At 68.2% G+C, this 16,914-nt stretch carries 20 protein-coding genes and 1 tRNA gene; 5 read left to right on the forward strand and 16 right to left on the reverse strand.

All coding sequences use genetic code 11. The annotated features are described in order from the left end of the window. Positions 1 to 54 precede the first annotated feature (54 nt). Positions 55 to 450: a PfkB family carbohydrate kinase gene (locus KXD96_RS02155; protein WP_260742647.1), complete on the forward strand. Its 396-nt coding sequence runs from the start codon at positions 55 to 57 to the stop codon at positions 448 to 450. Here KXD96_RS02155 and KXD96_RS02160 read toward each other — a convergent pair. The 3 genes from KXD96_RS02160 to KXD96_RS02170 are packed head-to-tail and all read right to left on the reverse strand — an operon-like array spanning position 440 to position 3,915. After that, on the reverse strand, positions 440 to 1,366 hold the full coding sequence (locus tag KXD96_RS02160) for a CoA ester lyase (protein WP_260742648.1): 927 nt from the start codon (positions 1,364 to 1,366) through the stop codon (positions 440 to 442). The two genes, KXD96_RS02155 and KXD96_RS02160, sit on opposite strands and share 11 nt — an antisense overlap. A 13-nt stretch (positions 1,367 to 1,379) precedes the next feature. Next, complete coding sequence (locus KXD96_RS02165; RefSeq protein ID WP_260742649.1) at positions 1,380 to 2,564, reverse strand: CaiB/BaiF CoA-transferase family protein; 1,185 nt, start codon at positions 2,562 to 2,564, stop codon at positions 1,380 to 1,382. Continuing rightward, the gene (locus KXD96_RS02170; RefSeq protein WP_260742650.1) at positions 2,557 to 3,915 is read right to left on the reverse strand and encodes an LLM class flavin-dependent oxidoreductase; all 1,359 of its coding nucleotides are present in this window, start codon (positions 3,913 to 3,915) and stop codon (positions 2,557 to 2,559) included. The genes KXD96_RS02165 and KXD96_RS02170 overlap by 8 nt, the downstream gene beginning before the upstream one ends. Before the next feature lie 67 nt (positions 3,916 to 3,982). Here KXD96_RS02170 and KXD96_RS02175 point away from each other — a divergent pair, with 67 nt between their 5' ends. Then, positions 3,983 to 4,630 carry a GntR family transcriptional regulator gene (locus tag KXD96_RS02175; RefSeq protein ID WP_260742651.1) on the forward strand — a complete coding sequence of 216 codons (648 nt, stop codon included), beginning with the start codon at positions 3,983 to 3,985 and terminating at the stop codon, positions 4,628 to 4,630. Between the two features lie 12 nt (positions 4,631 to 4,642). Here the strand turns inward: KXD96_RS02175 and KXD96_RS02180 are convergent, their stop codons facing one another. The 7 genes from KXD96_RS02180 to KXD96_RS02210 form a co-directional block, all read right to left on the reverse strand. Beyond that, a complete protein-coding gene (locus KXD96_RS02180; RefSeq protein ID WP_260742652.1) occupies positions 4,643 to 5,614 on the reverse strand; it encodes an LLM class flavin-dependent oxidoreductase in 972 nt (323 codons plus the stop codon). A 1-nt stretch (position 5,615) separates the two neighbouring features. Further along, positions 5,616 to 6,095 carry a VOC family protein gene (locus KXD96_RS02185; protein ID WP_260742653.1) on the reverse strand — a complete coding sequence of 160 codons (480 nt, stop codon included), beginning with the start codon at positions 6,093 to 6,095 and terminating at the stop codon, positions 5,616 to 5,618. 15 nt (positions 6,096 to 6,110) lie between these two features. Further along, complete coding sequence (locus tag KXD96_RS02190; RefSeq protein ID WP_260742654.1) at positions 6,111 to 6,860, reverse strand: SDR family NAD(P)-dependent oxidoreductase; 750 nt, start codon at positions 6,858 to 6,860, stop codon at positions 6,111 to 6,113. Then, complete coding sequence (locus tag KXD96_RS02195) at positions 6,857 to 8,098, reverse strand: MBL fold metallo-hydrolase (RefSeq protein ID WP_260742655.1); 1,242 nt, start codon at positions 8,096 to 8,098, stop codon at positions 6,857 to 6,859. Before KXD96_RS02195 ends, KXD96_RS02190 begins: the two co-directional genes overlap by 4 nt. Positions 8,099 to 8,117: 19 nt before the next feature. Further along, entirely contained in the window at positions 8,118 to 9,380 is a 1,263-nt protein-coding gene (locus tag KXD96_RS02200) for a sulfotransferase (RefSeq protein ID WP_260742656.1), read from the reverse strand. A 65-nt stretch (positions 9,381 to 9,445) separates the two neighbouring features. Further along, positions 9,446 to 9,832, reverse strand: a complete 387-nt coding sequence (locus KXD96_RS02205; RefSeq protein ID WP_260742657.1) for a DUF2237 family protein — start codon at positions 9,830 to 9,832, stop codon at positions 9,446 to 9,448. 88 nt (positions 9,833 to 9,920) lie between these two features. Continuing rightward, the gene (locus tag KXD96_RS02210; RefSeq protein WP_260742658.1) at positions 9,921 to 10,253 is read right to left on the reverse strand and encodes a PE domain-containing protein; all 333 of its coding nucleotides are present in this window, start codon (positions 10,251 to 10,253) and stop codon (positions 9,921 to 9,923) included. 205 nt (positions 10,254 to 10,458) lie between these two features. Here KXD96_RS02210 and KXD96_RS02215 point away from each other — a divergent pair, with 205 nt between their 5' ends. Both KXD96_RS02215 and mtf2 read left to right on the forward strand, forming a co-directional pair. Next, complete coding sequence (locus KXD96_RS02215; protein WP_260742659.1) at positions 10,459 to 11,592, forward strand: cellulase family glycosylhydrolase; 1,134 nt, start codon at positions 10,459 to 10,461, stop codon at positions 11,590 to 11,592. Between the two features lie 141 nt (positions 11,593 to 11,733). After that, positions 11,734 to 12,576 (forward strand): fatty-acid O-methyltransferase Mtf2, encoded by an 843-nt coding sequence (gene mtf2 / locus KXD96_RS02220; protein ID WP_260742660.1) that lies wholly within the window; start codon positions 11,734 to 11,736, stop codon positions 12,574 to 12,576. A gap of 97 nt (positions 12,577 to 12,673) precedes the next feature. Here the strand turns inward: mtf2 and KXD96_RS02225 are convergent. The 3 genes from KXD96_RS02225 to KXD96_RS02235 form a co-directional block, all read right to left on the reverse strand. Continuing rightward, positions 12,674 to 12,763: transfer RNA gene (locus tag KXD96_RS02225), tRNA-Ser, on the reverse strand. Between the two features lie 29 nt (positions 12,764 to 12,792). Beyond that, a complete protein-coding gene (locus KXD96_RS02230; RefSeq protein WP_260745170.1) occupies positions 12,793 to 13,251 on the reverse strand; it encodes a nucleoside deaminase in 459 nt (152 codons plus the stop codon). A gap of 80 nt (positions 13,252 to 13,331) precedes the next feature. Next, positions 13,332 to 13,853, reverse strand: coding sequence for a tRNA adenosine deaminase-associated protein (locus KXD96_RS02235; RefSeq protein ID WP_260742661.1), 522 nt, complete (start codon positions 13,851 to 13,853; stop codon positions 13,332 to 13,334). Positions 13,854 to 13,993: 140 nt separating this feature from the next. Between KXD96_RS02235 and KXD96_RS02240 the strand changes: the two genes are divergently transcribed. Beyond that, the gene (locus tag KXD96_RS02240) at positions 13,994 to 14,938 is read left to right on the forward strand and encodes a prephenate dehydrogenase (RefSeq protein WP_260745171.1); all 945 of its coding nucleotides are present in this window, start codon (positions 13,994 to 13,996) and stop codon (positions 14,936 to 14,938) included. Here KXD96_RS02240 and KXD96_RS02245 read toward each other — a convergent pair. From KXD96_RS02245 to KXD96_RS02255, 3 genes are read right to left on the reverse strand one after another with little or no spacing between them, the layout of a single operon-like run. Next, a complete protein-coding gene (locus tag KXD96_RS02245) occupies positions 14,901 to 15,500 on the reverse strand; it encodes a putative glycolipid-binding domain-containing protein (RefSeq protein ID WP_260742662.1) in 600 nt (199 codons plus the stop codon). The two genes, KXD96_RS02240 and KXD96_RS02245, sit on opposite strands and share 38 nt — an antisense overlap. Further along, entirely contained in the window at positions 15,501 to 16,229 is a 729-nt protein-coding gene (locus KXD96_RS02250) for an ABC transporter permease (RefSeq protein WP_260742663.1), read from the reverse strand. Next, positions 16,226 to 16,912: an ABC transporter permease gene (locus KXD96_RS02255; RefSeq protein ID WP_260742664.1), complete on the reverse strand. Its 687-nt coding sequence runs from the start codon at positions 16,910 to 16,912 to the stop codon at positions 16,226 to 16,228. The genes KXD96_RS02250 and KXD96_RS02255 overlap by 4 nt, the downstream gene beginning before the upstream one ends. Positions 16,913 to 16,914: the final 2 nt, after the last annotated feature.

Consider the following 16,914-nt stretch of genomic DNA (forward strand, 5'->3'; position numbering starts at 1 on the left):
TCGAACACTGATCGCCAACGCGTGACATCGGGCGAAAATGGGCACCTTGTAGCCATGAGTGTTGTGGTCGTCGGCCAGATCGCGCGCGACCTGGTCCTGCGTGCCGACGGGCCGCCGACGCCGGGCAAGTCCACCGCAATCCTGCAGCGCAACGAGCTGCTCGGCGGCAAGGGCGACAACCTGCTGACCTCCGGTCCCGACCTGGTCGCCCTGGCGGTCCCCGATGTCGGCGATCTGTTGGTTTGGAAGGGCGGCAGCGAGCTGTTCGAATTCGCCGACGTGGACGTGGTGGACCCGACCGGCGCCGGCGACGCCTTCGTGGCCGCGCTCATCGCCGCCTTGCGGGACGGCGCGTCACCACCGCAGGCGGGCAGGCGCGCGTCGGCCGCCGCCAGCGCCACGGTGCAGCGCCTCGGCGGGCGCCCAGACCTGAGCGGGCTCACGGCGTGACCGCGGGCGCGCCCCCGTCGATCAGCGCGGCACGGGCCAGCGTCTCCTCCGCCATCTTCACGTGCGCGGCATCGACCAGCACGCCATTCACCCCCACCGCGCCGCGACCCTGCGCCTCGGCCGCGCGATAAGCGGCGAGATTGGTTTCGGCGCGGGCGATTTCGTCGGCGGTCGGCGCGTAGACCCGGTTTGCGACCGGGACTTGGTCGGGGTGAATCGCCCATTTGCCGGTGTAGCCCAGCAGCGCGGCCCGCCGGGCGTCGCGCTCGTACCCCGGCAGGTCCCGGTAATCGGGGTACGGCGCGTCGATGGCGTCGATGCCGGCGATCCGCGCGGCCACGATCACCTTGTTGCGCGCGTAATGCCAGAAATCGCCCGGGTATTCGCCGAGCGGGACGAAGTTCGTGTCCACCCGCGCGCCCTGCGACAGGGAGAAGTCACCCACTCCGAAGATGAGGGCGTCCAGCCGGGGGCTGGCCACGGCGATCTCTTCGGCGTTGGCCAGCCCCTCGACCTCCTCGATGAGCACTTCGAGCCGAATCCGCTTGTCCAGCACCAGCTTTGACTCAAGTTGGGTAAGCAGCACGTCGGCCCACCAGACGTCACGGGCCCGGCGGGCCTTCGGGATGATGACGGTGTCCAGGTTTTTACCGGCCTTGGTCACCACCTCGATCAGGTCGTCGTGACACCACCGGGTGTCCAGGCCGTTGATCCGCACCGCACGCGCGGTGCGCCCCCAGTCGAGGTCGTTGAGCGCGCCGATCGCCTTGGCGCGCGATTCCTCCTTGACCGCGGCGGGCACCGCGTCCTCGAGGTCGAGGAACACCAGGTCGGCGCCGCAGCCGGCCGCCTTGTCGAACATGTTGTCGTTGCTCGCGGGCACCGCCAGCTCGGAGCGGCGAAGAAGATGTGTCATGAATTTCCTTCCGTCACAGCACGCCACGCGTGCGCAGGTCATCGATCTCCGCCGCGGTCATGCCGAGCAACTCCCCGTACACCTCGGCGTTGTGCTCGCCCAGGCGCGGCCCCAGGTGCCCGACCGTGCCGGAGACCGAAGAGAAACGCGGGACGGGGGCCTGCACCGTCATCGGCCCGAGCTGTGGGTCCTCGACCGCAACGAACACCTCCCGGTGCGCGAGTTGCTCGTCGGCGACCAGGTCGCGGATGTCATAAACCGGGGCCGCGGCCACCTCGTGGGCGTCGAAGACCGCCATCGCCTCCGAAAGTGTTTTGGTCCTAACCCAATCGGCGACCACCTCGTCGACCTCGCGGGCCCGTGCCAGGCGCCGCTGCGGGTCGGTGAAGTCGGCGTCGTGCAACAGGTCGTCGCGGCCGATGGCGCGGAACACCCGCAGCGCCAACGTAGGCGAACTGCCGGACATGGCCAGCCACCGCCCGTCCGCGGTGCGATAGGTGTTGCGCGGCGCCGAGATGTCCCACCGGTTTCCCGACCGTTCGGGCACCAGCCCCAGCTGGTCGTAGCCCAGCAGGGTCTGTTCCAGCAGCCGGGCCAGTGGGTCGATCAGGTTGACGTCTATCAGCTGTCCGGGACCGCCGTGCACGTCGCGGTGATACAGCGCCATCAGGACCGCGTAGGCGGCGTTCAGCGACGCGACGCCGTCGGCCAGCATGAAGGGCGGCAGCGTGGGCGGCCCGCCGGCCTGGCCGGTGATGTGCGCGAATCCGCTCATCGCCTCCCCCAGCGTGCCGAAACCCGGTCGCTCGCTCTTGGGTCCGCTCAGCCCGTAGCCGGTGATGTGCAGCATCACCAGCCGGTCGTTCACCGCGCGCAGGCTCTCATAGTCGAGGCCCCATTTGCGCAACGTCTGGGGCCGGGTGTTGAAGATGGCGACGTCGGCGTGCTCCACCAGCCTGCGCACCAACTCCTGCCCCTCCGCGCTGCGCAGGTCCAGCGTGATGGATCGCTTGTTGCGCGAGATCGACTTCCACATCAGTCCCACGCCGTCGCGCTGGTTGCCCCAGCCCCGGATCGGGTCGCCGCGCGTCGGCTCTTCGACCTTGATCACGTCGGCACCGAACTCACCCAGATAGGTCGCCACCAGCGGGGCGGCGGCCAGGGTGGCGAGGTCGAGCACCCGTAGGCCGTCAAGCACCGGCGGGCACCCGGGCGTTCGACGGGCGTTCGAGCCCGAGGTGTCCCCGCAGCGTCGACGATTCGTACTGCGTCCGGAACAGGCCGCGACGTTGCAGTTCCGGAACGACCATGCGCACCACGTCTTCGAAGGCTCCGGGCAAATGCGTTGCGGCCAGGACGAATCCGTCGCAGGCACCGGTTTGGAACCACTCCGCCATCTGGTCGGCGACCTGCTCACCGGTGCCGACGAAGCGGGGCCCCTGCAGGAGGGTGGCGCGGTGGTTGGCCAGGTCGCGTAGGGTCACAGTGTCCCCACCGATGTGAGCACGCAGGTTCTGCACCAGGCCGCGAATGCCGGACACCGAGGCCAGGAGTTCGTCGGTCACCGCATCGTCGAGATCGTGTTGCGCGAAGTCGTAGTTCATCAGCTCCGACAGCAAGGTCAGCGAGGCCATCGGATGGACCAGATCGTTGAGGAACAGGGCCTCGCGGTCCTTGGCGTGCGCCTCGGACTCCCCCACCACGGCGTAGGCCATCGGACAGATGCGAACGGCCGCGGGGTCGCGGCCCGCGTCGGCGATGCGGTCCTTTTGATCCGCGTAGTGGCTGCGCGCGACGTCGATCCCGGGGTCGCCGGTGAAGATCAATTCGGCCCACCGCGAGGCGAATTCGCGGCCGCGGCCCGACGATCCGGCCTGGATGATCACGGGCCGCCCCTGGGGCGTGCGCGGCACCGTCAGCGGTCCGCGGGCGGAGAAGTACTGGCCGACATGCGCCAGCTCGTGCACCTTGCCGGGGTCGGCGTAGCGGCCGGCCGCCCGGTCGTGCAGCACGGCGTCATCCTCCCAGGTGTCCCACAACCCGGTGACCACGTCCATGAATTCGTCGGCGCGGTCGTAACGTTCGTCGTGCCCGAGGTGAGCGTCGACGCCGAAGTTCTGCGCCTCGCTGTCGTTGACCGAGGTGACCACGTTCCAGGCCGCCCGGCCGCCCGAGAGGTGATCCAGCGTCGCAAACGTTCTCGCGACATGGAACGGCGCGTAGTAGGTGGTCGAGTACGTTGCGCCCAGCCCGATCTTCGAGGTTGACTCGGCCAGCACCCCGAGCACCACGCCGAGGTCCAGCTTGACCGGGCGGGCGCCGAAGGCCACCGCATCGGACACCGAGGCGCCGTAGACGCCCGGCATCGCGAGTCGGTCGTCGAAGAACATCAGGTCGAAGCAGCCCTCCTCGAGCTGCCGACCAATCTTGGCGTAGTAGGCGGCGTCGAGATACCGGTGCTCCGTTGCGGGGTGCCGCCACGAGCCGGCGTACACCGAAGTGCTCCCTGCCTGCATGAACGCCACGAGCGCCATCTTGTCGGTTCGCATGACTGGAATCTAACATCTGATATTTCAGATATCAAACGCCAAATGCACGATTTGCTATCCTTCCCGGATGGCCGCGATCGACATCTCCGGCACGGTGCGCGAACGCGCGGCCCGCGAACTTCGGGACCGCATACTCACCGGCGCGCTGCCGGCCGGCGCACGGGTCGACCTGGATGCCATCACCGAGGAATTCGCGACCAGCCGGACGCCGGTGCGGGAGGCGCTGCTGGAGCTGTCGTTCGAGGGCCTGGTGCAAGTGGCGCCGCGCAGCGGTGTGACGGTGGTGGGCATCAGCCCGGCCGACGTCCTGGACAGCTTCACCATTCTGGGGGTGCTGACCGGGCAGGCCGCGGCGTGGGCCGCCGAGCGGATCGAGCCCGACGAGCTCGACGCGCTGCGCGAGCTCGCGGCGGACGTCGTCGCCCGATCCGGTGACGACAGCATCGGCGAGGCGAACTGGCACTTCCATCAGATGATCCACCGCGCCGCGCACTCGCCCCGACTGCTCACGCAGATCAAGCAGGCCGCGCGCGTGGTGCCGAGCAACTTCCTCACGCTGTTCCCCGAGCACGAGAAACATTCGCTCGACGAGCACCGGGAGCTGCTCGACGCGCTCGGCGACAAAGACGCCGAGCGGGCACGCACGATCGCCGAACGGCATGTCCTCGACGCCGGCCGTTCGCTGGCCGACTGGCTGCAGCGCCGGGACGCCTAGCAGTTAGCGCCGTCAGCTGAGCGCGGGCAGGACCTTGTCGGTGAGCAACTGGACCGACTTCCACGCTTCGTCGACGGGCATGCCGCCGACCAGCGGATGCTGCACGAGCGGCCCGTAGTCGTCGGCGTCGCGCACCTCCGCGATCAGCTCGTCGGGGGTCAGGAAGCGGTACCGTCCGGACGCTCTGACCTCGTCCAGCGTCTGCACGCCGGGCAGATGCATGAGGGACCGTTGATCGGTCGACCATCCGCCGTAAGTGACCGCCTCCCAAAGGATGTGGTCGCCGAGTTCGGCCCACGCCCGCTCGGGGTCCTCGTGCAGGAAGATCATCCCGCGGTTCACCGGCCCCGGCATCAGGATGACCGGCGTCATGCCGGCCTCGGCACACAGCTCGCGGTAGTAGGCGGCGATGTCGGGCAGGTGGTCGGCCAGGCTGAGCGGCAGCCGGAAGCGCGCCGCCCGTCGCGCCGTGGCGCGCGAGCCGCCGCCGACGTACAGCGGTGGGTGCGGCCGGGTCCAGGTGCCGGTGCAGATTCCCGCGTCGGCGTCGGCGCCGGACCACACCGACAGCATCCGCTCGAGCAGGTTGTCCATCAGCGCGCCCCGCCGCGCGAAATCGACTCCCATGGCGTCGTATTCGACCGTGCGGTAGCCGAGCCCGACCGTGGTGTGCAGCCGGCCCCGGCTGATGTTGTCGACGAGTGCGATGTCCTCGGCGAGCCGGACCGGGTTCCAGAGCGGGCCGAGCGCACAGTCCACGCTGGCGATCAGCGTGGTCGTTCGGGCCAGGAACATCGCCGCGGCCATGATGGGATTGCAGCTCCAGCCGTGTCCGGTCGCGTGATGCTCGTCGACGCTGATGGAGGTGATTCCGTGCGCCTCGCCCCACTGCGCCAGTTCGAGGGCGGCCGACAACAGCCCGCTCTGCGTGCGCGGTTCGCCGTGTGGGGAGGCGAAGTTGAAGCGCAGCACCGTCAGCAACACGTCATGCCTCCCGCGGGGCCGCCATCGACTCCAGGAATGTGGGGAAGTCGGGAAACAGCGCGCGGTCCACGATCTCGATGCGGGCGCCCGAAGCGTCTGTGTAGTAGGCGAATAGCCCGAGCTCGGAGCCGGGCACATCCGCGGTCATCTCCAGGGTGAAGCCGTTGGCCTCCAGCGCCCGCGCGCTCTCGGCCAGGTTGTCGCTGAAGTAGCCGAGATGGTGCACCGCATTGCCCGGCGCGGCCGTCCATGGGCTCCCGGGGACCTCCTGCACGAGTTCGAGGTGCGGACTCTGCAACGAGTAGACGATGGTCGAGGTCAATTCGCGGACGCCGCTCGCCGTGCGGAATGGCAAGGTGTAGCTCATCGGGTTGATCCACCGGTAGCCGGCCAGCGCGCTCAGCCGTGCCATGGCCGCGCCGAGGTCGGGCACGATGACGCCGGTGTGGTAGAAGTCCTCGGGTCGCAGCGCAATTGCCATGTCTCTCCTTGAGTCTCAGACGCAGTCCGACGCGGCGTCGACGACGAATACCGCGCCACTGGTGTAGCTGCTCTGCTCGGTGCACAAGAAGGCGATGGTCGGCGCGATCTCCGCGACGGAACCGAAGCGGCGCAACGGGATGTGCGCCAGCTCGGCCTCCACCAGTTCGGCCGAACCGTGCATGGGCGCGGTCATCGGGGTGTCGATGGCGCCGGGTGCCACCGCGTTGACCCGAATCCCCTTGCCGGCCCATTTGACGGCGAGGTTCCTGGTGACACACACCACCCCGGCCTTCGCCGCGCCGTATCCCGGGACCAACGGGACGGCCCGCAGCGCAGACATCGACGCCAGGTTCACCACGCTGGCACCGCCGGTCGCGGTCGACGCCTTCAAGGCGCGGTAGAGCCCGACCGTCAACCGGTACGGCCCGGTGAGGTTCAGCGCGACCGACGCCTCGAACCCGTCGGGCTTCGACTCGTCAAGGCCGCCAGGGAAATTGGCGCCGGCGTTGTTGACCAGCACGTCGAGGACGGCGAACTTCTGCGCCAGCGCGTCCACCGAATCCGCGTCGCTGATCTGCAGCCGGTGATACTCCATACCGGACAGGTCGGCCTCGTAGTCCGCCGCCGCCGGCTTGGTCCCGGTGACGGCGACGCGCGCCCCGGCATCGCGGAACAAGACCGCGGTCGCGTGCCCGATCCCGCTGGTGGCGCCGGTGATCAGCGCCGTGGTGCCGGTGAAGTCGAAGCTGACGCGCGCCGTCATGAGTTCCTCGCTATCTGGTTTCTGAGCCAGGCGCTTTCCCAGAAGTTCGTGCTGCCGGCCAGAAGCTTTTCATGGGCGTTCCGCAGTACGGCCCGCGCCCCCGCATGGTCCGCCGAAAGGAGCTCGGCGAGATGGATGGCCTGCAGCGGGCGGCCCGCGGCGAGGTGCTCCCGCGCCCGGTCCACCAATGCGTCCGCGCCGGCCAGCTCGACCACGTCGGCGGCCACGGCGTCGAACCCGACCGGATACAGCTCGGTGGTCGACTCGTGGTGAAACCAGCCGGAGTAGTTCTCCCAGATGGCCCGCACGTCCCAGGCCACCTTCCCATAGCCTTGCCCCACTTCGTATTCCGCGGGCAGCGCGATCTCGCGCATCAGGGTCCGCACGTCCTTGCCGGCGTTCATCCCCTCGACGGTCTGGTCGTGGACGTACCGGATGGCGTCGCGCAGCCGGGTCAGTTCGGCATGGATGAGCCCGGCACCCGCTATCGGCTCGAAATGACCGGTCACCAGGACCTCGGGCTGCAGGTCGCGCACCCGCTCCACCGACGAGATGGCCGTCAGCGCGTCGCGGTACCGGTCGCCGCGCATGGTGACCAGGTTGGGAATGTGCCCAAACAGCGGGCCGAAGACGTTGCCACACAGGCAGATCCGCTCGTTCGGCAGCCACACCACCAGTGAGTCGGTGGTTTCCCCACCGGGAACGGAGATCAGTTCCATCCGCCGGTCGCCGACCTCGAGGGTCAAGGTGTCGTCGAAGTCGAGGTCGACGACGGGAACGCTCTGGCCGGCGAGCCGGGTGCCAGCCAGGCGCCGCTGGATGGCTTGGATACCGGTCGCCAGGGTGTCCTTGAACGCGAAGGCGCTGCGGCTGGCGCGATACGGGATGAGGCGTTCGTTGTCGTCGCGCCACAACGTCCAGTTCGCCTGCGCCACGACGGTCGTGTCCGGGTCGCGCACGCTGTCCAGCCCGCCGACGTGGTCGACATGGCCCTGGGTGAAGACGATGTAGCGCACCGGCGAGGAGTCGACGGCATCGAAGTTCGCGCGGTGCACCGGGCCCTCGAAGCCCATGCCGGTGTTGACGATCACCCGGCCCTCGGTCGTGGTGAGCAGGTAGGAATTGGAAAGCCCGGGTGAGCACCACAGTCCGGGCGCGATCTGCTCCGCCTTTTCGGCGGCGGCGGGCCGCATCGCTTCGGCGCCGGGCCTGTTGCGGTAGACCGGTTCGAAACTCATCGCTCTGTTTGCCTTCCGGCTAGCTTTCGGGCTGGACGTCGAACTTGTCGAAGTAGAAGTCGAATCGCCCGCGCAGTTCGTCGGCCGTGATCCCGAAGTGCCGCTGCAGGTCGTAGCGGATGCGGCCGTGTTTGCCGCGCCGATTGCCATCCAGGTATTGCTGGAATCGAGCCCGCACCTTCGGTGTCAATTCGACGCCGCCGCAGCGGTAAAGCCGTTCGAGCACCGGCATTTCGTTGCCGTTGAGCTGATGGAAGCCGATGTCGATGCTGCGTTCGGCCGGCACCAGATCGCGGTCGCGCACGCATGCGCCGAGCAGTCGGTGCACGCGGTCGCTCCAATAGTCCAGCAGCCAGTCTGGCTCGATGCTGGTTCGGCGCAGCCGGTCGGAGTAGGCCATCATCGTGATCGCCGACTGGATCACGGCGACGGGATCGCGGTGCGTGAAAGCCACGGTGGCGTCGGGAAACGTCGCCATCAGCGGACCGAGCTGCTCGCAGTGCTGCGGGCTCTTCAGCACCCAGGTCCGCGGACCGCGCAGGAAGGTCAACGCCTGCAACACTTTTCTCAGGTATGCATAGTGCCGGGTTTGGTCCAGCCCCAGGTAGTAGTCGCGCCAGTCCGGCACGCGCGCATGCCATTCCAGGACGTAGGCGGCCAGGTCCAGGTCGAGCAGTTCGACTTCTTCCTCGATCGCCTCCGGGAATCGGTCGTGCATGGCGGCCACGACCGGGGCGCTGACCATGAGCGCGTCGTGCTCGGATTTGGCTCGCGCGTAACGGGGGTCGACCCCGAAGATGTCGGGGCCCTGCCCGCGGGCGGGGATCGGTTCCTGGCTCTCCCAGTACGGCAACGCCCGCCGGCGCGGGTCGGCGGCGATGAGATTTACCAGATGGGTGGTGCCGGACCGCGGCATCCCGACGACGATGAAGGGCTTCTCTATCGGGATGGCCTCGATTTCGGGATACCGCTTGAGGAGGTCGGTCAGTGACAACCGGTTGCGCAGCAGGCGCACCACTCGCTCCCGCAGCGAGGAGCGCGTGAGCTGACGCAGGCCCCGGTCGGCTTCGATCGCGGCGACGTGCGCGGCGAGCCGGTCACCGAAGCCGTCGACGTCGTCGAGGTCATCGGTTCCCGCCTGCTCGACCGCCTCCGCGAGCATCCGGTCGACGTCGAAGTCGACGAGTTTGGCCTCGGTGAATTCCAGGATCTGGCGTTGGACGTCGGTCAGCTTGGGCGCGATCAGGTCGTCGAAGTCGATGTCGTCAACGGCAGAGCCCACCGGATCCTCTTTTCGACGCGTCGTCGGAAGAGAATATGACACAGACGCCAAACGCCGGGCGGGCCCTACAGGTTCGCCAAGTCGTCGGGCACGTCGACCTTGTGCTCCTGCAGCGCCTCCAGGGGCACCACCTCGAGGGTGCGCTCATGCGTGGAGGCCAGCACCACGGGCGCCGCGCAGCCATCCTGGTGCGCGCGAAGCCAGTTCAGCGCGGTGACGCACCAGCGATCGCCGGGCAGCAGCCCGGGGAACCGGTATTCGGGAACCGGTGTCAGCAAGTCATTGCCGATGGAACGCTGGTGCTCCAGGAATTCGGCGGTCATCACCGCACAGATCGTGTGCCGGCCGAGGTCCTCGGGTCCCGTCGAGCAACAGCCGTCGCGGTAGAAACCGGTAAGTGGTTCTGTGCCGCACGGTTCCAGCGGACCACCTAAAACGTTTCGATCGGGCACAGGTTCAGTATCGCGCTCTCGGGGGTGAAGTTTGAAGTAACTTTGCCGTCCGCGCCGTGGCGAACCTGTCCAGCGCCGGGGTAGCTGGCTACCCCGCCAGCGGGTAGGTGGCCGGCGGGCGGAGGCCAAGCACGCTGCCGGCCGCGGCGGCGTCGACCTCCGAGTACATGCGGGTGATGTCGAGTACCGCCGTGCCCGTGCGGACCAGCTCTTCTTGCGCCGCCGTGTTCAGCGCCAGAAACGCGGTGGCCTCGGCGGCGAACGCGAGGGCCGCCTGCGCCGACACCTCGTCGGCCCCGGCCGGCACCAGGGCGGTGGTCGATGGCGATGCGGTGACACCGGCCTGCAGGCCCTGCATGGCGCCGCGGACGACGTCGGACCCGATGCCGGCGGCGGCCGGATCGAATGACAGTGCCTGCACGGGCTACTCCTCCACACATCGAATGATGTCGTGAGGCGATAGTAGCAATAGGCAACTATTGTTGTCTACAAAATTTGTGCTGGGGAATGGTTGGCCGGGCAGGAACCGGTGCCAGGTGACGATGGGGTAACAATTCCCACGTCAAGCCGGTGCGACGCGCTGAGGAAATCCCGGGGAAAATGCCCGGAAAACCTATCGTCACATCGTGCAACGAAGAACGGCCCTCAAGCTGCCAATTTTGCTGGCAGCGGGCACCGCGCTGGCGCGAGCCCCGCGCGCCTCCGCGGAGGAACCGGGCCGCTGGTCCGCCGATCGCGCCAACCGCTGGTATCAGGCGCAAGGGTTCCTGGTCGGATCGAACTACATCACCTCCAACGCCATCAACCAGCTCGAGATGTTTCAGGCCGACACCTTCGACCCCCGCCGCATCGACACCGAGCTCGGCTGGGCCCGGTTCTACGGGCACAACACCGCGCGGGTGTTCCTTCACGATCAGCTGTGGGCCCAGGACCAGCGCGGCTTCCAAACGCGGCTGGCGCAGTTCGTCGGCATCGCAGCGCGCCATCGGATCAAACCGCTGTTCGTGTTCTTCGACTCGTGCTGGGACCCGGCGCCCAGGGCCGGCCGGCAACGCCCCCCGCGGCCCGGGGTGCACAACTCCGGCTGGGTGCAGAGCCCGGGCGCCGAACGGCTCGGCGACCCCCGCTATGCCGGCGTCATGCGCGACTACGTCACCGCCGTATTGACCCAATTCCGCAACGACGACCGCGTTCTCGGCTGGGACTTGTGGAACGAGCCCGACAACCCGGCGCGCCAGTACAAGAACGCCGAGCGCGGCGACAAGGATCAGTTGGTCGCTAACCTGCTCCCCCAGGTCTTCCGCTGGGCGCGCGCGGTCGATCCCAGTCAGCCGCTCACGAGTGGCGTGTGGCGCGGTGATTGGGGACAGCCGCAGGGCCGCAGCGCAATCAGCGATATCCAGCTCGCCAACGCCGACGTGATCACGTTCCATTCCTACGCCGAGCCCGCGGGCTTCGAGTCGCGGATCGGCGAGCTTGCCCCGCTGGGCAGACCGATTCTGTGCACCGAGTACATGGCCCGGCCCCGGGGCAGCACCGTCGAGGGAATTCTGCCAGTTGCCAAGCGCCACAACGTCGGTGCGATCAATTGGGGTCTGGTTGCCGGAAAGACACAGACCTACTTTCCCTGGGAATCGTGGGACCACCCGTACACGGCGATTCCGAAAGTTTGGTTCCACGACCTGCTCGGGCCCGACGGCCGCCCCTTCCGGGATACCGAAGCCCTGACGACCCGGAAGCTGGCCGGGTCCCAGGCTTGACGCCTACCACCGGGCTGCCAATTAGCGGGGTAATTCCCGAATCCACGACCCGGACATGGTTCATACGCGGATCTGAATTAGTAATTCCGGTTTGCTGCGATCAGGACCGCACCATGGCCGGCTTTTGCTATGCTCCCGCCCATGGCGCTCCAGGGTCAAGAGCGCGACTTTCGGGGGCTGCTTCTCTGCAAGCTCAATGAGAAGTACGCGCAGTATATTCACGAGTTTCTTTATCAGAAGTTTTTGTACCGCTACTTGACCCGCAAGCTTTCCGCCGAAGACGTTGTGTTCCTCAACTATGGCTACGAAGAAGATCCGCCGATGGGCGTACCGCTGTCGCCCTCCGACGAGCCCAACCGGTTTTGCGTCCAGCTTTATCACCGCACCGCAACCCAGGTAGACCTCGCCGGTAAGCGGGTGCTGGAGGTCGGTTGCGGCCACGGCGGTGGGGCCTCGTACCTCATGCGCGCCTTGCATCCGGCCTCGTATACCGGGCTGGATTTGAACTCGGCCGGTATCGCGTTTTGCCGGGAGAGACACCGCCTGGCCGGGCTGGACTTCGTGCAAGGGGACGCCGAGAACCTGCCTTTCCCCAACGGATCCTTCGACGCGGTGCTAAACATCGAGTCCTCACACCTTTACGCCCAGTTTCCCTGTTTCCTCGCCGAGGTGGCGCGCGTGCTGCGCCCGGGGGGTCATTTTCTGTACGCCGATTTCCGCCTCACTGAGGGCTGTGCCGTCTGGGAGGCGCAACTGGCTGACGCGCCGATGCGGATGCTCTCGCAGCGGGTGATCAATTCGGAGGTCGTGCGCGGGATGGAGAAAAACGCGCAGTGGTGGGTGACGGTGGTCGATGCGGCCGTGCCGGCGTTCGCGCACCGCTTTGCCGCGACCCGCGGCTACCAGCTGGTCTGGAGGACGCACCAGGACCTGCAAAGTGGGGGTCCCATGGAATACCGAATGTACTGCTTTGCCAAGGCATGAGACGGCCTCCCGTGCCACCAAAACAGGCCGCCCAAAAAAACAAGCCCGAACCCTAAACGAGGGTTCGGACCTATTCCGATGTCTTGACACATCACAATGGCGGTGGCGGAGGGATTTGAACCCTCGGACGGTGTTAGCCGTCACACGCTTTCGAGGCGTGCTCCTTAGGCCGCTCGGACACGCCACCGCCGAGCAGCTTACCGAACTGTCGGGCCCTCACCCCAATCGCTGGCGGGCGAAGAAGGCCTCCAGCGGTGCGGCGCACTCTTCGGCGAGCACGCCACCGCGCACTTCCGGGCGATGGTTGAGCCGCCGATCGCGCACCACGTCCCACAGCGATCCGACCGCTCCCGTCTTGGGTTCCCACGCGCCGAACACCAGCCGGCCGATGCGGGCCAGGACCAGAGCGCCGGCGCACATGGTGCACGGTTCGACGGTGACCGCCAGCGTGGCGCCCTGAAGCCGCCAGCCGTCGCCGAGCGCGCCGGCCGCCGCCCGCAGTGCCAGGATCTCGGCGTGCGCGGTGGGATCACCCAGGGCTTCGCGGGCGTTGACCGCGCGGGCCAGTTCGGTTCCGTCGGCGCCGACGACCACCGCCCCGATGGGCACGTCGCGGGGACCCGCCGTCGCAGCGACCGACAACGCGGCGCGGATCAGGTCTTCGTCAGCGATCACCGACCGGGCCGGACGGCGGCGACCCGTCCCCCGCAAGCGGGAGGTGCCCCCATCGCCCGGCTCCACCGCCGCGCTCGCGATCACCGACCGATGCGGTCGATCACGGCCGACAGCTGGTCGGCGAAGCCCATCTCCCGCGCGATCCGGCCGAGCTGTTCGTCCGCGTACAGGTCGGACTCGTCGAGGATCACGCCCAGCACCGCCTCGGGCAGCCCGATGTCGGACAGCAACCCGAGGTCGCCCTCCTCGAACGGGTCGGAATCCTCCAGGTCTTCCGGGTCGATGTCGGCATCCAGCTTCTCCAGCACTTCGGCGGCGATGTCGTAGTCCAGCGCGGCGGTGGCGTCCGACAGCAACAGCCGGGTACCCGACGGCGCGGGGCGCACGATCACGAAGAATTCGTCATCCACGTCGAGCAGCCCGAACACGGCGCCGGCGCTGCGCAATTCCCGCAGCTCCGTCTCGGCGGCCTTGAGGCTCGTCAGCGATTTTCGGGCCATTGGAGAACACCGCCACTGGCCCTCTTCGCGCACGACCGCTACGCCGAAACCGTCCGGCGTATCGGCGGACGGGCCTTGGGCGGGGGCCCGTTGTGCTCCCATGGCCGCTTACGGTAGTCGCTGACCAGGCCACCTGACCAGACGGCGCGACACGAACCCCGGCGGCGCGGCGACATCTGGACCACCGCCGTCGGCGGATGTGCCAACCTTGGTCTGTGGCCAGCCCTGTTCCTCAAACACCGGTGTGCGTGCTCGGGCTGGGCCTGATCGGGGGCTCGATAATGCGGGCCGTCACGGCGGCAGGCCGGGAAGTGTTCGGCTACAACCGGTCCGTGGAGGGTGCGCACGGGGCCACCGCCGACGGTTTCGACGCCACCACCGACCTGACCGCGACGCTGACCCGCGCCGCCGACACCGGCGCACTGATCGTCCTCGCGGTACCCATGCCGGCGATGGCCGGCATGCTGGCCCACATCGCCGAGCTGGCCCCGGCCTGCCCGTTGACCGACGTCACCAGCGTCAAACGGGCGGTGCTCGACGAGGTCGTTGCGGCGGGTCTGCAGGAGCGTTTCGTGGGCGGTCACCCGATGGCGGGCACGGCTCATTCGGGTTGGCACGCCGGCCACCCCGGCCTGTTCACCAGGGCGCCCTGGGTGATCAGCGTGGACGACCACGTCGACCCCGCGGTGTGGTCGATGGTGATGACGCTGGCGCTGGACTGCGGCGCGGTGGTGGTGCCGGCCAAGTCCGACGAGCACGACGCCGCGGCGGCCGCCATCTCGCACCTGCCGCACCTGCTCGCCGAGGCGCTGGCGGTCATTGGCGGGGAAGTCCCGCTGGCGTTCGCGCTGGCCGCCGGATCGTTCCGGGACGGGACGCGGGTCGCGGCCACCGCCCCCGACCTGGTGCGGGCGATGTGCGAGGGCAACTCCGACCAGTTGGTGCCGGCGGCCGACCGGGTCATCGAGCTGCTGACCCGGGCCCGCGAGTCGCTGGTCACCAACCATTCGGTGGCCGAGCTCGTCGAGGCCGGCCACGCCGCCCGCACGCGTTACGACAGCTTCCCGCGTTCCGACATCTTCCACATCGTCATCGGCGCCGAGAACTGGCGCGAGGAATTGGCCGCCGCCGGCCGTGCGGGCGGGGTGATCAGATCCGCTCTGCCAAGCCTGGGTAGTCGACGATGAATCCCTCTTCATCGACGGTCACGGTGGTGTTGGCGACCGGGGAGCGCAGCTTGATGCCGTCGCCGGCGCCGGAGCTGGTGTAGCTCACGAGGTCCGCCGTGATGGACATGTCGGGCAGGTTGACGTAGACCACGGGCAACGTGACCGAGTCCGCCCGCTCGTGCAAGCCGAGCCGCCGGATGGGTAACGCGTTGAAAAATGGGCTGAACACCACGTCGCAGTCGAGCGCGCCGTTGTACCCCGCGCGGTGCTCGCCCTGATGGTCGGTGACCAGCCACATGTTTTCTTCGTCGCGCGCGATGGACACCACGCGTTCCCGTTCGGCCAGCGTGACGGTCATCCCGAGCCGCTTGGTGGCGCCGGACTCGTCGGTCTGCAGGTCGTAGTGCGCGCCAAACGCCGGGTTGGTTGCGGTGGCGGCCGCAACGATGCGGCCGTTGGCCCTGATCCTCTTGCCGGACACCTGGATTCGTACCGATTCCATCCGCGATACGTCCTGTGCACGCCAGGTGAGCATCGCCTGCCACACGCGCCGAGTCGAATCAGAGGAATCTGTGTTCACTCACCTACCGTAAAGCGTCCCCGCGAACCGCGACGTACCTGCCCGGTGCTCGGGTCGGCCGGCAGCCCCGGGGAGGCGGCCGGTGCCCGGCACCGACGCCCACACCGCCAACGCCAGCAGACCGTCGAGCGCCAATGCCAACGCGGCCACCATCAAGGCGCCGACCAGGGCGAGGTGAAACTCCCGCTCCTTGATTCCGTCGATCAGGTATCTGCCTAGCCCGCCGAGGCTGGCGTAGGCCGCCACCGTCGCGGTGGCGACCACCTGCAGCGTCGCGCTGCGCAGCCCACCCAGGATCAGTGGCAGCGCATTGCGCGCCTCCACCCACAGCACCTGCGCCTCGGTCATACCCATCGCGCGGGCGGCGTCGACCACGGTCGGGTCGACATTGGCGATTCCCGCATAGGTGCCGGCCAGCAGGGCCGGGACACCGAGCAGCATCAGGGCGACCAGCGGCGGCCCCATGCCCAGCCCGAACAGCAGCGTCCCGAGCAGCAGAACGCCCAGCGTCGGCAGCGCACGCAACCCGTTGACAGCGCCCACCATCAGCAGCGTGCCGCGCCCGGTGTGCCCGATGATGAGCCCGGCGGGGATGGCGATCAGGGCCGAGGCGCCCACCGCGACGGCCGTGTACTCGAGATGCTCCAAGACGCGCGCCGCGAGCCCGACCGGGCCGGTCCAGTTGTCGGCGGTCAACAGGTAGGCGATGGCCCGCTGCACGAAGTTCATTGCGCGCCACCCACGATCGGGGCCACGACCGACCGCCGACGCGGCGGGCGCGCCGCGCGCTCCCACGGCGTGATGAGCCGGCCGGCCACCACGATCAACGCATCGATGGCGGTCGCCAGCGCGAAGAGCGCGATGATGCCGGCCAGGATCTGGTCGCTCTTGTTGGCCTGGTAGCCCTCGGTGAACCAGGTTCCCAGCCCGCCGATGCCGATCACCGAGCCCACGGAGACCATCGCTACGTTGGTGACCACCACCACCCGCAGGCCCGCCACCAACACCGGAATGGACAGCGGCAGTTCCACTTTGAGCATGCGCGTGAGCGCCGAGTAGCCCACCGCCGTCGCGGCGTCACGCACCTGGGCCGGAACCGCGTCCAGCGCTTCGAGCACCGCCCGCACCAGCAGCGCCGCGGTGTAGGCCGTCAGCGCAACCATGACGTTGGCCTCGTCGAGGATGCGGGTCCCGATCAGCATCGGCAAGACCACGAACAGCGCCAGGGACGGGATGGTGAACACCACACTCGCCGTGGCCGTCGTCAGCCGCCGGGCAACCGGGGCACGCTGCACCGCTGCGCCCAGCGGGACGGCGAGCGCCAGTCCGATCAGCACCGGCACCAACGACAGGCGCAGGTGGACAACGGTCAGCGCCCAGGCGTCGGCGAGGTGGGTTAGCAGGTAGTGCATCC

Origin of the sequence: Mycobacterium sp. SMC-2 (assembly GCF_025263485.1) — a bacterium.
In the GTDB taxonomy this organism is placed as follows: domain Bacteria; phylum Actinomycetota; class Actinomycetes; order Mycobacteriales; family Mycobacteriaceae; genus Mycobacterium.

What these genes read in the sequence shown, in the direction of transcription:
- KXD96_RS02155 (WP_260742647.1), top strand. Translation starts at nt 55, where the DNA reads ATGAGTGTTGTGGTCGTCGGCCAGATCGCGCGCGACCTGGTCCTGCGT.
- KXD96_RS02160 (WP_260742648.1), bottom strand. Translation starts at nt 1,366, where the DNA reads ATGACACATCTTCTTCGCCGCTCCGAGCTGGCGGTGCCCGCGAGCAAC.
- KXD96_RS02170 (WP_260742650.1), bottom strand. Translation starts at nt 3,915, where the DNA reads ATGCGAACCGACAAGATGGCGCTCGTGGCGTTCATGCAGGCAGGGAGC.
- KXD96_RS02175 (WP_260742651.1), top strand. Translation starts at nt 3,983, where the DNA reads ATGGCCGCGATCGACATCTCCGGCACGGTGCGCGAACGCGCGGCCCGC.
- KXD96_RS02185 (WP_260742653.1), bottom strand. Translation starts at nt 6,095, where the DNA reads ATGGCAATTGCGCTGCGACCCGAGGACTTCTACCACACCGGCGTCATC.
- KXD96_RS02190 (WP_260742654.1), bottom strand. Translation starts at nt 6,860, where the DNA reads ATGACGGCGCGCGTCAGCTTCGACTTCACCGGCACCACGGCGCTGATC.
- KXD96_RS02195 (WP_260742655.1), bottom strand. Translation starts at nt 8,098, where the DNA reads ATGAGTTTCGAACCGGTCTACCGCAACAGGCCCGGCGCCGAAGCGATG.
- mtf2 (WP_260742660.1), top strand. Translation starts at nt 11,734, where the DNA reads ATGGCGCTCCAGGGTCAAGAGCGCGACTTTCGGGGGCTGCTTCTCTGC.
- KXD96_RS02235 (WP_260742661.1), bottom strand. Translation starts at nt 13,853, where the DNA reads ATGGGAGCACAACGGGCCCCCGCCCAAGGCCCGTCCGCCGATACGCCG.
- KXD96_RS02250 (WP_260742663.1), bottom strand. Translation starts at nt 16,229, where the DNA reads ATGAACTTCGTGCAGCGGGCCATCGCCTACCTGTTGACCGCCGACAAC.
- KXD96_RS02255 (WP_260742664.1), bottom strand. Translation starts at nt 16,912, where the DNA reads ATGCACTACCTGCTAACCCACCTCGCCGACGCCTGGGCGCTGACCGTT.